Source organism: Nitrosomonas sp. (genome assembly GCF_043753625.1).
Classification (GTDB): Bacteria; Pseudomonadota; Gammaproteobacteria; order Burkholderiales; family Nitrosomonadaceae; genus Nitrosomonas.
In genome coordinates this window covers 1-13,995 of record NZ_JAYUWI010000071.1, presented here as the reverse complement: position 1 = coordinate 13,995, position 13,995 = coordinate 1, and the positions used below count along the sequence as shown (strand labels likewise).

The 13,995-nt window shown below is 45.8% G+C and carries 11 protein-coding genes and 2 pseudogenes; 3 read left to right on the top strand and 10 right to left on the bottom strand.

The genetic code is table 11. The features are described from left to right. Nucleotides 1–178 precede the first annotated feature (178 nt). The 6 genes from ACH10T_RS06995 to ACH10T_RS06970 all read right to left on the bottom strand — a co-directional run bounded on the left by ACH10T_RS06995 (nt 179) and on the right by ACH10T_RS06970 (nt 6,719). Complete coding sequence (locus ACH10T_RS06995) at nt 179–403, bottom strand: hypothetical protein (RefSeq protein WP_394808593.1); 225 nt, start codon at nt 401–403, stop codon at nt 179–181. A gap of 308 nt (nt 404–711) precedes the next feature. Further along, nucleotides 712–1,545, bottom strand: coding sequence for an S-formylglutathione hydrolase (gene fghA / locus ACH10T_RS06990; protein ID WP_394808594.1), 834 nt, complete (start codon nt 1,543–1,545; stop codon nt 712–714). An 11-nt stretch (nt 1,546–1,556) separates the two neighbouring features. Then, a complete protein-coding gene (locus ACH10T_RS06985; RefSeq protein ID WP_394808592.1) occupies nt 1,557–2,663 on the bottom strand; it encodes an S-(hydroxymethyl)glutathione dehydrogenase/class III alcohol dehydrogenase in 1,107 nt (368 codons plus the stop codon). After that, the gene (locus ACH10T_RS06980) at nt 2,663–3,163 is read right to left on the bottom strand and encodes a low molecular weight protein-tyrosine-phosphatase (protein ID WP_394808591.1); all 501 of its coding nucleotides are present in this window, start codon (nt 3,161–3,163) and stop codon (nt 2,663–2,665) included. Before ACH10T_RS06980 ends, ACH10T_RS06985 begins: the two co-directional genes overlap by 1 nt. Before the next feature lie 252 nt (nt 3,164–3,415). Further along, nucleotides 3,416–5,458, bottom strand: a complete 2,043-nt coding sequence (locus tag ACH10T_RS06975) for an alginate lyase family protein (protein WP_394808590.1) — start codon at nt 5,456–5,458, stop codon at nt 3,416–3,418. Nucleotides 5,459–5,531: 73 nt separating this feature from the next. Then, nucleotides 5,532–6,719, bottom strand: coding sequence for a radical SAM protein (locus tag ACH10T_RS06970; RefSeq protein ID WP_394808589.1), 1,188 nt, complete (start codon nt 6,717–6,719; stop codon nt 5,532–5,534). Between the two features lie 248 nt (nt 6,720–6,967). Between ACH10T_RS06970 and ACH10T_RS06965 the strand changes: the two genes are divergently transcribed. The 3 genes from ACH10T_RS06965 (at nt 6,968) to wecB (ending at nt 9,702) form a co-directional block, all read left to right on the top strand. Continuing rightward, the gene (locus ACH10T_RS06965; protein WP_394808588.1) at nt 6,968–7,942 is read left to right on the top strand and encodes a Gfo/Idh/MocA family protein; all 975 of its coding nucleotides are present in this window, start codon (nt 6,968–6,970) and stop codon (nt 7,940–7,942) included. A gap of 141 nt (nt 7,943–8,083) precedes the next feature. Beyond that, nucleotides 8,084–8,647, top strand: coding sequence for an SGNH/GDSL hydrolase family protein (locus ACH10T_RS06960; protein ID WP_394808587.1), 564 nt, complete (start codon nt 8,084–8,086; stop codon nt 8,645–8,647). Continuing rightward, the gene (wecB, locus tag ACH10T_RS06955; protein ID WP_394808586.1) at nt 8,644–9,702 is read left to right on the top strand and encodes a non-hydrolyzing UDP-N-acetylglucosamine 2-epimerase; all 1,059 of its coding nucleotides are present in this window, start codon (nt 8,644–8,646) and stop codon (nt 9,700–9,702) included. The genes ACH10T_RS06960 and wecB overlap by 4 nt, the downstream gene beginning before the upstream one ends. Nucleotides 9,703–9,736: 34 nt before the next feature. Here wecB and ACH10T_RS06950 read toward each other — a convergent pair. The 4 genes and pseudogenes from ACH10T_RS06950 to ACH10T_RS06935 all read right to left on the bottom strand — a co-directional run. After that, a pseudogene (locus tag ACH10T_RS06950) lies at nt 9,737–10,259 on the bottom strand (IS5 family transposase); the annotation flags it as partial. A 188-nt stretch (nt 10,260–10,447) separates the two neighbouring features. After that, a complete protein-coding gene (locus ACH10T_RS06945; RefSeq protein WP_394808585.1) occupies nt 10,448–12,394 on the bottom strand; it encodes a multicopper oxidase family protein in 1,947 nt (648 codons plus the stop codon). Between the two features lie 229 nt (nt 12,395–12,623). Further along, a complete protein-coding gene (locus ACH10T_RS06940; RefSeq protein ID WP_394808584.1) occupies nt 12,624–13,490 on the bottom strand; it encodes an HDOD domain-containing protein in 867 nt (288 codons plus the stop codon). 325 nt (nt 13,491–13,815) lie between these two features. Further along, nucleotides 13,816–13,995, bottom strand: a pseudogene (locus ACH10T_RS06935) (IS3 family transposase); the annotation flags it as partial.

The following is a 13,995-nucleotide window of genomic DNA, read 5'->3' as shown; positions in this document are numbered from 1 at the left end:
TTCAGGTGGAAATAGTGTATTGCCATGTTGCACCTCTGTTATCCAGTTAGTTAATGATACTTAGGATACGGTGGTGCACTTGATTTTTGAATATGGGGTTGTCAATAAATCGCGAAGCTCGGTGTCAGGTCCAGAATAAAGAATTAAAGACCAATTAACCTTAGCGTATCGGTATGTGCTAGGCATGTGCTGAAATGACCCGTTCAATGACATTTTCCGGTAACGATATGCAAGTAAAAGCAGTAACCGGGTATAAATAATCTTCTCCCGATTCATCAATGACGCGAATCTGTCCATGTTTTTTCGCGTCAACATCGGGGAGCACTTCATATAATTTGCGAGTTTCTAGCGATACTTCATAGCCGCGGTTATCAATGCAAATTGCAAACTCATGTTTACTCATGATGTTATGTCCATGTACCGTTTGATTTTGAATTCACGCTTACCAATACCTATAGCCTCGTACCAGTGCATTTCAGCTATACAAGTTGAACCATCAGGCAAACGCACTGTGGCATAACCTTTACGTTTAAGCCAATTACCTAGACCATGAATTTTTCGAAGCCGGTTTAATTCCCTAATACCGGAACCGCGAGCAATTGTTTCGGAATGTTTGATTTCGCCGATAATTTAAAGTCCATGCGAAATTCTAACATAACGAACCAAAGCTACTCATTTGTTTATAGACATAAATGTAATAATGTACACAAACTACCCAAGCTGCTCTCGATGAAATTTCAAATGCTCCCCAATAAACGAACTAATGAAATAATAGCTATGATCGTAGTCTTGGTGGTAACGCAATGTCAGTTTCTGTCCGGCTGCGGCGCAGGCATTTTCCAGTCGATCCGGATGCAATTGTCCGGCCAGAAATTGATCGTTCAACCCCTGATCAATCAATAATTCTGGAACGCGATGACCTGCGGCAATCAGTGCGGTCGCATCGTATTGCTGCCAGTTTTCCTGATTTTCACCCAAATAATTGCGGAAGGCTTTTTGTCCCCAGGGACATTGCATCGGTGCGCAGATCGGGGAGAATGCCGATACCGAGCGATACAATCCGGGGTGACGCAATGCCAATGTCAATGCGCCGTGTCCGCCCATCGAATGACCAAAAATACCCATGCGGTTTTGATCGGCGGGATAATGTTCGATAATAATTTCACGCAATTCCTGCGTGACGTAACTTTCCATCCGGTAATAGCGCGACCAAGGTTCAACCGTCGCGTCCAGATAGAATCCGGCACCGGCACCAAAATCCCAGCTATCGGTTTCGCCCGGAATGCCGGTTTGGCGCGGACTGGTGTCCATGGATACTAACATCAGCCCATATTCAGCGGCGTAGCGCTGCGCCCCGGCTTTAATCATGAAGGTTTCTTCAGTGCAGGTAAGGCCGGCCAGGAAAAATAGTACTGGAACGCGTTGATGCTTCGCTTGCGGTGGCTGATACACCGAGAAGCGCATCGGTAAACCGATAACCGTGGAGGGGTGCTGGTAAAAGCCTTGTATGCCGCCAAAACACGAATGTTGACTGCGAGTTTCCAGTGGCGCCACGATTAATAGATCACCACGGTGCGAATGGATTCGCCGCTTTTCATCAAATCAAAACCTTCGTTGATCTTGTCCAACGGCAAGGTATGCGTGATCAGCGAATCAATGTCGATTTTTCCTTCCATATACCAATCGACAATTTTAGGCACGTCGGTGCGGCCACGCGCGCCGCCAAAAGCGGAGCCTTCCCATTTCCGCCCGGTAACGAGCTGGAAAGGACGCGTGCTGATTTCAGCGCCTGCTTCCGCCACGCCGATGATGATGCTGCGTCCCCAGCCTTTATGCGTACATTCCAGGGCTTGCCGCATGACTTTGGTATTACCGATACATTCGAAACTATAATCAGCACCGCCATCGGTCAATTGCACCACGGTATCGACGATATTGGGCACATCATTAGGATTGATGAAATGCGTCATGCCGAATTTACGTGCCATCGCTTCGCGCTGCGGATTGATATCAATACCGATGATTTTGTCGGCGCCGACCATGCGCGCGCCTTGAATCACATTCAGACCGATTCCGCCCAGACCGAAAACTACCACATTGGCGCCTGCCTCGACCTTGGCGGTATAGATGACTGCGCCGATGCCTGTCGTCACGCCACAACCGATGTAACACACTTTATCGAACGGCGCATCCTCACGAATTTTCGCCAGCGCGATTTCCGGCACAACGGTGTAATTGGAAAAAGTCGACGTACCCATATAATGGAACAGCGGTTTTCCGTCCAGAGAAAAACGCGAGGTACTATCGGGCATCACGCCACGTCCTTGCGTACTGCGGATGGCCTGACACAGGTTGGTTTTTTTGGAAAGACAGAATTTACATTCGCGGCATTCCGGTGTGTAGAGCGGAATGACATGATCGCCTTTGCGCAACGATTTGACGTTGGGCCCGACATCGACCACTACGCCGGCGCCTTCATGACCGAGGATCGCAGGAAACAAGCCTTCCGGATCTGCACCGGAAAGCGTGTAATAATCGGTATGGCAAATACCGGTGGCTTTTATTTCTATCAATACTTCACCAGATTTCGGGCCTTCCAGATCAACTTCTTCAATTGTTAACGACTGACCGGCTTTCCAAGCAACAGCGGCTCTTGTTTTCATCAGAATACTTCCTTTTTATTAGTGCGAAGATGCGCCAGCAAACCCTGGCTGGCTTCCTCAACCATATCCAATACCAGTTCAAAACCTTGGTGCCCGCCGAAGTACGGATCGGGCACCTCGACATCCGGATCAGCTTGAGTACTATACTGCATGAATAACTGAATTTTACTGAGGTGCTGTTGAGGACTCCGTTGTTGCAGTAAAGAAAGATTTTCCTTATCCATCGCAAGTATGTAGTCAAATTCTTCAAAATCGTTTGGTTGAACTGCGCGAGCCCGTAAATCATGCATCTTGTAGCCGCGCTGCAATGCTGTGTTCTGGGCGCGGTGATCCGGCGGATTACCAATATGATATGCATGCGTGCCCGCAGAATCCACGTGGATTAGATGATCAACCCCGGCTGCTTTGACTAAATGCCGGAAAACCGCATCGGCCGTAGGCGATCGGCAAATATTCCCCATGCAGACAAATAGTACTTTTATTTTTTTATTCTGGTTCATAGCAAATTGTTAGTGTAATTGGGTTTTGAAAGTAGCAAGCTCAAGCAGAAAAAATTGAAAAGTGCAGGATAAAGATTAACACGATGCCGGTTAAAACGAAATTTAGAGTTAGGATTTGTTAGGAAGCACTGGAAATTACAATCGCCTTAATATTGGCAGGATGTAATTCCGCCGTCGGCATATCTTTTCGAACAAAGCTTCACAACAACAGATATGGTTATTTTTTGCGAGAGTAAGCAAGAAATAAACTTCTTAATTCTGAATCTGAACACCAACTCCGCGCTTACAATGATTCCGCAGCCTCTGGATCAATGTGTCATTAATAAACAATTCCGTTGGAATGACCTGTTGCGGACTGATGATGGTCAGGAATTCATGCGGCAGTTGAGTGCGTACCTCGGCTTTAATAGTGTTTATCGGTTCTCGCGATGCATATTTTCTGGAAATCCACCCTAATGGCAATTCCTCGTTGCCACGATAGAAGGCGGATTCCCCGCCTTCTATGTGGATAAACCAGGGTTGACTCGCACAATCAACCATCCATCCATCGCCAGATCTCTCAATCGGCGCATCTACATGCCAGTGCATTGCTAAATGGTGTTCTCCCATGCCATCGATTCGATCCCATACTGCCCAACCAAACTGACGATCATAGATCAATGCTCGCCAGTGTGTGACTCCCATTCCGGCATAACCATTATGACAGGCTAATAGTAAGATTCTTCCCTCTAGATCCTTTTGCTGCCAAACTAATTCGGCCTTATACGGTTGTAGCCAGCCAAAGGATGTTTGGGGATTTTGCAGCGCCTGATCAAGGGCGTCGACGATAATCGTGTTGTGCGCTGATGTGCCACGAAAATAGCGTCTAAAATGCGGATCTCGATCGTAGAGATAGGTACCTGGGTCAACCAGGATCGGTTTATCACCCAGATTCCAGCAGACCGACAGGGCATCGGCATGCCCATGACCGAATCCACGCGCAGTACCAAGCTGTCCGTGTGTGAAACGCATATTGCCATGCACCGTTTCACCCTGGATCTTTGAAAAACCTGATGCTTCAAAAACCTGTAGGCGACCCCTAGCAGACCGTTGAAAAACTATCTTCATTGCCGCTGCGGTGTTAAAAACAGGCTCAAAATGCTCATTTATTAAGCATAAACTGCGCTTTTTCTCCTGTTTTTGCCTTACATCGGCTGCCTCGAATACGTTTTCCAACAGCCTGCAAAATGATTTAGGTAACTGAATATTGGGTTGCCATGATAACCGAAGGTAGCGAGATAGCGCATATCCATCATCGCTGTCACCTACAACGGGCAGGCTATCAGGAGAAGTGGCAAATGCTCGTAAAAAAGAGCTGCCACGTATCCAAGCTTGCTCAATGCCATTAGGCGCAGATTTATCGTAATGTTTTAATAGCGCAATCACCAATCCACAAAGATCGACCATCATGGTCAGATAACGAAACGATTGCTCACGATTGCCACCATCGGCAAGAATTTGCACGTTGGCCTCTCGCTCCATGTGATCCAATCCGGTTTGCAACCAATCTTGTGCATCGGGCAGTTCAGGAAAGAGTAAGCCGGCATATATCAACCCTGCGCATTCACCGAGTGTATGATTACCAGCGTACGAATAAAGACATAATCTGCGCCGGATAAAATAGGCATGGCTATGCACCAGATACACCACCCCTTGCCAGGCTTGCAGACTGACCTTTTGATTTCTGATCAGATCAAATGCATGACAAGTACTGATTAGCCTGAGTGCGCACTCCATGGTGGAAATATAATGTATGCCCCAAAGCCATGGATTCTCGTCAATCCATGACAATAATCTTTTTTCTAGCATTTTGACCAATAAGTGTTGCGTATTCGCATGCTGCGTCACACGACAAATCAGACCAAGGGTAATCAGATTTTGTAATCGGGATCGCTCCCAAACCCGCTGAATGTCTCCAACGGGATTGCCAGGTTGGAAAGCGATTCGGGGAAAAAATTGAACAGGCCAGTATTGTCCGGTATCCGGTTCTTTATGCCAATCGCCCTCCGCCCCGGCTATGGTCACAATGGCCGTTGCCAGGGATTCATTATCTGCTATGGAGAGCTTTGATACGTCAAGATCCGGATAACTCCAGGGCAGCGACGGCAGACAGGATTGTCTGCTGTTACAGAACCCATAATTATCTGCAAGAATCGTTTTCTTGAATGGCAATCCGCATCCTATCCGCATCCTGATCCACATACCGACAAGCGATGCCCGCCTCACCATGCGATACTTGAATTCCTTGAGATTCATGACTGATATTTGCACATTCATTGCGTGCATCGATCAACATTGGATCTCAAGATGGTAACCACTATTATCCTCATCACTCACCAATGATTTGGCGCGTGATTTCCTGATTCTTCCATGGTAATGGATCTTTGATCCTTGCCGCCAGATTACGCTTTGGTGGCAACACGCCCGGTTGGCGAATCTTCGCGGCATTCATAATCCAGGCGGGATTATTCACCTTGTTTCCTGCTATCGGAATCATATCGGCCGATCCATAAATAGTGTAATAGTGGCGATACAGGTAATCGCATACATTCTCGTAGGCACATTGCTTACACTGTTTTGTCTTGACACGACCTTTCCTGACATAAAGTCGACTGATCGCAGCCGTACAGATTGCTTTCCAGCCATGTCGGGTAACAAATGGAAGGTAGGGTAGATTCAAAATGCCGATCGCCACACACAGCCAGGATATTAAGCGGCCTTTTCTGATTCTAAAGCTTGCATAATTGTCCCACTCATCAGGATCAAACGTCATTTGATCCATGTTGGTGATATATCGCTCATATTCGGGTAGAAAACAAAAAGGCATGTATCTTACGTTGAAGTGGGGCAACTCAGCTTCGCATGACTGGATGGCGCGAATGATTTCCCGGCCTGCATCGGCATAGTTGACGTACACTTCTTGAACAATATCAATGTTTGTTGCCTGCAATACCGGATTGAACATCACAAAGTTGATATTATCAACTTGCTTATCAATTAATAGCCGCATGATTTCAGTTAGATGCTGATAATTTGATTTGCAAACAACCGTATTAGTGCGCACACGGATACCTAGCTCGTTGGCGTTATCTATGGCCTGCATGATGTGATGGAAACTTCTCGGTACTTTCGTCAAATTATCATGGGTATGGGCATCATGACCATGAATACTGAACAGAATGTCATCGATACCGGCAGCAACCAGACTGACGGCATAATCCATTTTGGACAACCGAATACCATTGGTAATCAAGCATACAATGGAGAAACCAAGCTCTTGCTTGGCATAAGTGATCAACTCCGGTAAATCACTACGCAGCGTAGCTTCGCCACCGGTAAACTCAATCTCTGTGATGCCCAGTTTTTTGGCTAGTTTTAATTGCTGCATCGCTTCATCGGTAGTCAACGTATCTTCATTGGTTCTGGTGATTACGGAATCATAGTAATAGCAAAAAGGACATTTCGCATTGCACGCATACCCCAGATTAATTTCAACTTTCTTTGTATGACTTGGCATAGTTGGTTATCTTGTTTACATTGATTGAATCATGACGAGACGCAAATCGCTGCAACGAGTGTAGAGTAATTAACAGATTTGGCAACCCTTTAGCAAAGAGGGGGTTACCCATTTCGTTGAAATACAGCTAGGAGAAACTTTGGCGCACCGATACAATGCTGTCCAATTTGAATACTAGTCTGAATGCGGGCAATGCGGGCATCTCAAAATTGAGAGATATTTTGTCAGATCGATCCAAGGAAAATTCCATGAACGTGCCCATTCGATGGGGTATCTTAAGTGCTGGACGGATTGCCGATCGTTTTACTACCGATCTCAGAAAAGTTCCAGACACGGAAATTATGGCTGTAGCAGCAAGATCCCTTCAGCGTGCGACAAAATTCGCTGCCAAGCATCATATTCCACATGCCTATGGATCTTATGCGGAATTGGCGACAGATCCCAATATCGATGTTATTTATGTGGCAACAACACATAATCTTCATAAAGAGCATACGTTGTTGTGTCTCGAGAACGGTAAACACGTTCTCTGCGAGAAACCATTTGCACTGAATGCTGCAGAAGCCAGCCAGATGATTGCCTGCGCACATCAAAAAAAACTTTTTCTGATGGAAGGCATGTGGTCAAGATTTAACCCTGCCTATCAACGCGCCATGTATTGGATCAAAAATGGCATGATTGGAGAAGTGCGCATGCTGAAAGCTGATTTCGGATTCCGCGCTCTTTGGGATCCTGAACATAGAATTCTTAATCAGATACTTGGCGGCGGATCGATTCTTGATGTCGGTATTTACCCGATTGCCTTGGCATCTCAACTATTGGGTTCTCAGCCAACTGATATTCAGGCACTTGCCTGTCTGGGTATAACTGAGGTTGACGAGCAGGCCGGAATCGTTCTGAAGTATCCTCATGGTCAACTTGCCCTGCTGTCAAGCGCTGTTCGTACACGCACGCTGCATAATGCATTTATTTTTGGCACGGAGGGGATAGTCTGGATTCCTTTGTTTTGGCGCGCCCGGTTATCCTTGCTATGGCGCGCTAAGAAATTACCTCGGATTACCTGGAATCAGGCGGGATATCACTTTGAAGCGGCTGAGGTGAATCGATGCATCAGAGAAAATAAACTGGAAAGCACTACCGTTTCTCTTGCAGATACGCTTGCTCGAATGGAGATATTGGATCAAATAAGAGCGAAAGTCGGACTGAAGTATCCCGGAGAATGAGAGTTACCCAAGATTTTTTCTCAAGGAATAACAGGATCATAGAATCATTCTGTTATAAACTCGGAGTATTCTTACAAATCCTAAAGAATCTCCAAAACCTTTAAATTATTACAATTCATCAATAAGTTAGGAAGTCGTGATATGCATTACCAAAACTTGCTTTGCATCGGAGATAGTCAGACTTTTGGCGCTCGAACTTATGGTTGCTATCCTTTGTATTTAGCTCGGATATTGACTGAGCATACTCCGTATCAGTGGCGAACGATCAATCGCAGCGTTAATGGATATACCGCTCGAGATCTATGGTTCTTACTTAATAACGAAATTGAAATTGTCGGTGATACCTATCAAGCATGCATACTTATCGGTACTAATGATGTTGGCAACGAAACACCTTTAGATTTGTTCGAAGAATATTATCGTCAAATTATCAGAACCTTACTGATCAAGAAATACAAAGCAATTTTTTGCGGGGAGATTCCACCTATCTATCCAGATGGGCATATCTTTTTCTGCAAAGAAACCGCTGAGAAACGTAATTTATACAATGCAGCTATCATGAAAGTTACAGAAGAAAATAGAAATATAGTTTGGGTACCTTTCAATGAACTCAGTCGTAATTGCTATGTAGATTCTGTTCATTTCAATGAATTAGGAAATCGTCTTGTAGCCGAATCATTTACCCAAGCTATCCTCGCACGGTGAAAATTGGGATTGTCCTCGGGACTCGCCCCGAGGTGATGAAGAACTATGCTATCGTTCAGGCGCTACGCGCGGCTGAAGTAGATTTCGTCGTTCTGCATACCAATCAACATCAAGATCCTCTGCTGCGAGAAGCCATATTCTCTCAAATGGGTTATGTGCCTGACTTTATTTTTCCTCAATCATATCGTATTGGCGCCGCCATTGACTGGGTTTGCGACCTCATTCACTTGCTCCAGATTGATTTGATTCTGGTCAATGGAGATACTGCCGCATCCATTATCGGAGGGATTGCTGCTGTTTATTCTGATGTTGGATTGGTACATGTCGAAGCAGGTCTGCGTGCTTTTGATAATTGCATGTACGAAGAACGCAACAGGATCATGGTGGATAGTGCAGCTCATTATCTCTTTACTTATACCCAGCAGCATGCCGAATATTTAAATAAAATTCCGGATTTGCGTGGACGAATTTTCAATGTAGGTAATACGACTGTTGATCTTATTCAGGATTTTTCTGACGAGCTTGTCAAGCTGCGTTCCGATACCTATGCCTATATCACTTTGCATCGCAAAGAATTTACCGATAGCCGTGAAAGAATGATTGATGTTTTTTCAACACTCAATGCATTAGCTGATGAATTCGATGCTATGATTTTTCCCATGCACCCAAGGACACGGGCAACTATGAAAGATCATGGACTTAGCTTAGATCTTTTGTCACGAATAGAAGTGATTGATTCCGTAGATCCAATTACATCACTTTCTTATCAGAAATCTGCAGAATTAATTATTACCGATAGCGGCTGTATTCAGGAAGAAGCGTATATTCTAGGTGTACCTTGTGTGACCGTGCGAGACAATACGGAACGATCGGAAACCATCGTAGCGGGTGCCAATGTTCTAACCGGTTTTTCTCCAACAATTATCCGCGACAGAGTACGTTCGCAACGACATTGCCACAATCAACCATTTCCACCTGTATATGGAGAATCTGGCGCCGGTCAAAGGATTGTAAAAACGCTACAGGAATGCTTCTCGAATTGGCGTACTTATTAACTGGCGCATTGCTTGAATTTAAGTTGATACGGGTATTGGCAGCCGTTCCGATTAGGGTGTGAGCAAGCCCTGATTGCGCATCAACTTCAATATGCGCCTTCATACCGAAATACCACTGATTACCTTTCTTCGTCTGATGCATTTCGCTATCGCGCTTTCTTTCCTTGTTTTTGGTCGAAGAAGGCGCGGCAATCAGTGTGGCATCAACAATCGTGCCCTCGCGAAGAAATAACCCTCGATCAGCCAGATGGGCGTTGATCGCATTAAAGATGGATTCGGTCAGATGATGTTCTTCCAGCAGGTGGCAGAATTTGAGTAGTGTGGTTGCATCCGGTGCGGCTTCGCGATTCAGGCCAATGCCAACAAAACGGAGAATTGCCTGACTGTCGTATACGGCATCTTCGGTACCTTCATCCGACAGGCGGGCGAACATGCTTGCCACTGGATGGATAGTATGGAGCAAGGACATTCGTCAGGGATGCCCGGGGAGTGATGGCTTCAATTTCGGACAGAAAACGATCTCGTCGCGTCTGTTTCTTCTTTGACGCATATTCCAATTAAGAAAAGCTTGGTTGCATATGTTTATCAAATATTATCAATAAGATGTGTTTTTAAAAACTTCAGAAACTCAAACCGATATGTTTGAATAAATCAGTGTTTCCTTAGGTCTTGTTTGTTGTGAAAGAGATAAAGCGATCCAAATTTTTCCCTAAAAACCTGAACCGTTTTTATAGCAGCAACCGGATCAGTGCACTCCCGTATGTTTCTTGTGCGCAGGCTTATGACTGCTGCTGGAAGACGGTAAAATCCTCACCAATTCCATCATGCCATTATCTTCATGAAAAACATTATGGCAGTGCATGACCAAGGAGCCGGTGTAGTCTAGCGGTTTTTGCAGGAATTGCACGATATCACCGATTTCTGCATTTCCTTCCTTATCGGACTGTGTTTCTACCAACAAAGTATCGCGCCAGATGGGGAAAGGGTATTTCACTTGCCCGCGCGAAACCAATTGGAATGAGTTGATATGGATATGGAACATATGCGTACCCACGGCGCTTTGCGCGGACCATAGATCGACTTGTTTCAATGTGAGATCGCGCTGACTGCGGATAGGATTGAAAACTCTGGCGTTGATGACCGATGCACCACCGTCGATTGGGGCGAATTCGCTATTGGTGAAACCAAAGACAGCGCCCTGAGTAGGTAACTCGGGGCTTTCAGCGACTGTGATCGTTGCTGGTGCCGTTAGTTTGTTGAGTGCTTGTTGCGTAGGTACATCGGTATTGTAGACAATTTCACTCGTGCTGACCTCGACATTCACGGTGAGGATCGGGGTTAGCCGCGCATAGGTGGATGCTTGGCATAATTGATCTCTGGGAATCGCACTGCTGGACTGATCAACGCCATCATACAGAGCATAAGTACCCGGTGTGGATGGCGCTTTTACCATTAAATCGAGTCTTTGGCCTGCGGCTAGAAAGAGCAATTCATTGTTCAATACTTCTGCGCCATCGGTTGGTTTTACAACCGGATTGGTCAAGAGTACCGGCAGATCGTTTTTTCCGGCATTGGGGTTCTGCACAGGAATGCCGTCTGCCGCGAGAACATACGTCGCCGGTGTTGTGGTTGCAGGTTTATCGTTTGGCTGATTAACAGGCATCAGGCACATCGGGACGACATTGCCGATGCTACCGTTAATCACGCGCCAAAGCTGCGCCTCGTTGGTCGACAGGGTGATCGACGGCTGGAACTGGCCGTTGATGGATAATTCGTTATTGGTAATACCAGGGGCGGGTGGTTTTTGTCCACCGAATGCGCAACCATTTTGATTGCCGTATACGCTCATGCAGTCGATGCGATAGGGATCTTTTTCAGTGCCTGAACCGGTGTTATCCGGATAATTGCCGCCGTAAGCGACTTCCTGCAACAGGATAATTTGTTCGCGTGCTTTTTGCACTGCGGGCAAGCTTTCCAAGCCATGCACCGGATCTTCAATGATTAAGGCGCCGGCAATGCCATTGGCCAAATGCATTGCGACCGCACCGTGTTTGTGCGCATGATACCAGTAGGTGCCGGAAGGGTGGTTGACGGGAATTTTGTAAGCATAAGCAAATTTTTCTGTCACACAATTTTCTTTGCCGAATTCAGCATAACATTCGTTCAATGGTTCTTTGGGCGTTTTCTTTGGAAAAATATTCAGCAATACATTATCGCTCGGACTGCTGGGTGAAACGTGCAATCCATGGGTATGCAGATTGATGACATCAAATCCATGCGGATTAGTTGTGCTATGGCTTGCATCTCCTGCAGATTTCTCATAGTCGAGGTTATTCCGGAAAAGAATATTCAGCTTGTCTCCGGGGCGAACGCGTAACGTAGGCCCAACCAGTAAATGTTTGGCAGATTGGGAAGCGGCTGGCTTGCTATGAGTGAGTTTTGCTCCGCGCACACTTACCACCGGATTCTTGCTGGGGCCGTTCTTGGCAGTCGGCGATGGGCCAAATAGTGTGTACTTGGCGGACTCAACATCCAATTGCACACTTAATGATTTCGTGGAGCCGGAACTGGCTGATACAGGCATTTGCAGTGGCGCAGCGTGAACAAGCGCATGTGTCAATGCGATCACCATGACGAGAAAAACAAAGAAGATTAACTGGATGGTAAATAACTGATAGGTGTTTTTTTTCATTTCATTATTCCTAATGAGTTGCTGATCTACCAGCCATTATTTATCCGGTTACTATGGTTGGGCCGGGGAAGAAAGTGCCGATTGAATCAAGAATTCCGGTCGAATCGTGCTGGAACACTAAAGATACTTGGGCGCACTTTGATTGAGTTTCTAGTTCATTGATTGTTATCGTAATTTCTTTTGAATGCATGGATACAGAATGGCAGAAACCCTGCTTTATATTGTGTTATCAAATAATGCTAGCAAGCTGCTTGGTCTGCTCAGCAACGATTCCAATCTCTTCGGTAATAGCATCGGCCTTGCTTGGATCTATACCAAGATCGGTACATTCCTGTTCGGTAATTGATTGTGTTGTGTGTTCGGCGTTCGCAAAATCCGGCAGCATTTTTTCTGCAAGATTGACAAGTTTGACCAGGGGTTGACCGACTTCAGCATTCGTGTGGTCGGGTATATGGTGATAGCGTATCACAGCAATGATTTCCGCCGGTAATCCCCAATGTGCAGCCAGTTTTGCGCCGATTTCACCGTGATGTGTACCAAGTAGCTCGTGCTCTATTTCTAAAAGTGATATTCCGGAAGCAGTGTTCAGTCTTTCATAAAGTGTATCGCTGATATCTTTTGCAATAAAGTTTAGTACGTTGTATCCAATGTCATGCAAGAGTCCTGAGAGGAAAATTTGATCATCCATCGGACGGTTTCGTGCAGGTATGTGCCTGGCAATAGCGCGCATCATAGTGGCAATGGCCATACTGTGAGCCCACAAATCAGTAGATTTAAATTTACCTTCAGGTGGTTTAGCCAAGGCTGATAGGGTGGCCATACCGATAGCGATTGATTTCACCTGAGTCAGACCCAAGAACATGGCTGCATCGCTGATCGAGGATATTGTGCCTGGTACTCCAAACAGGGAAGAGTTCGACAGCCCAATGATCTTGGCGGAGATCTGCGGATCTTGCGCGATGAGTTTGAGTAATTGTGTTTCACCTTCGTCTGTATTCAACGCTAATGCAAGCATTTTCTGGGCAATGACCGGCATAGCAGGCAGCGTATTAATACGCTCAAGAGATTGCTGTAAATCGATAATGCTGTTAGACATAGTGCGTTCCTCCCGCGGAAATTCCACTTCTCTTAGTATAGTTCTACTCATGCCGGATACCTATAATCAATGTAACAATAATGGTTTGGCACAACATATTGCCATGAGAAATTTTCAAATAATTAGTATTTCACAGCACAATTATCTACTCCGACATTTGGTGAGGTTCAATGAATATCGAATCACTGGAGTAGGTGCCAAGATGCATCATTATAGAAAGCATCCGTAAAGTGTATTGGGTAAATAGAGATGTGAAATGTTATCTTTTCTGAGAAAGCTCACCTTTCTTGAGTGATGTCGGTTGTCAAACGTGCAGTCCAACGGGTTAGGCGGCAAGCAGATTTTCATAATATCGCCGTGTGAAAGCAGCGGGTGACAGGTAGCCAAGACGTTCCTGCTTTCGCTACCGGTTATAGAAGATCTCGATGTACTCGGTAATCACCTGAATTGCTTGCGCTCGGGTGTGATAGCGCCGATGGTGAACCAGCTCATTTTTGAGCGTTCC

Coding starts and splice junctions, on each gene's coding strand:
- ACH10T_RS06995 (WP_394808593.1), bottom strand. CDS start 403: ATGAGTAAACATGAGTTTGCAATTTGCATTGATAACCGCGGCTATGAA.
- ACH10T_RS06985 (WP_394808592.1), bottom strand. CDS start 2,663: ATGAAAACAAGAGCCGCTGTTGCTTGGAAAGCCGGTCAGTCGTTAACA.
- ACH10T_RS06980 (WP_394808591.1), bottom strand. CDS start 3,163: ATGAACCAGAATAAAAAAATAAAAGTACTATTTGTCTGCATGGGGAAT.
- ACH10T_RS06975 (WP_394808590.1), bottom strand. CDS start 5,458: ATGAATCTCAAGGAATTCAAGTATCGCATGGTGAGGCGGGCATCGCTT.
- ACH10T_RS06970 (WP_394808589.1), bottom strand. CDS start 6,719: ATGCCAAGTCATACAAAGAAAGTTGAAATTAATCTGGGGTATGCGTGC.
- ACH10T_RS06965 (WP_394808588.1), top strand. CDS start 6,968: ATGAACGTGCCCATTCGATGGGGTATCTTAAGTGCTGGACGGATTGCC.
- ACH10T_RS06960 (WP_394808587.1), top strand. CDS start 8,084: ATGCATTACCAAAACTTGCTTTGCATCGGAGATAGTCAGACTTTTGGC.
- ACH10T_RS06945 (WP_394808585.1), bottom strand. CDS start 12,394: ATGAAAAAAAACACCTATCAGTTATTTACCATCCAGTTAATCTTCTTT.
- ACH10T_RS06940 (WP_394808584.1), bottom strand. CDS start 13,490: ATGTCTAACAGCATTATCGATTTACAGCAATCTCTTGAGCGTATTAAT.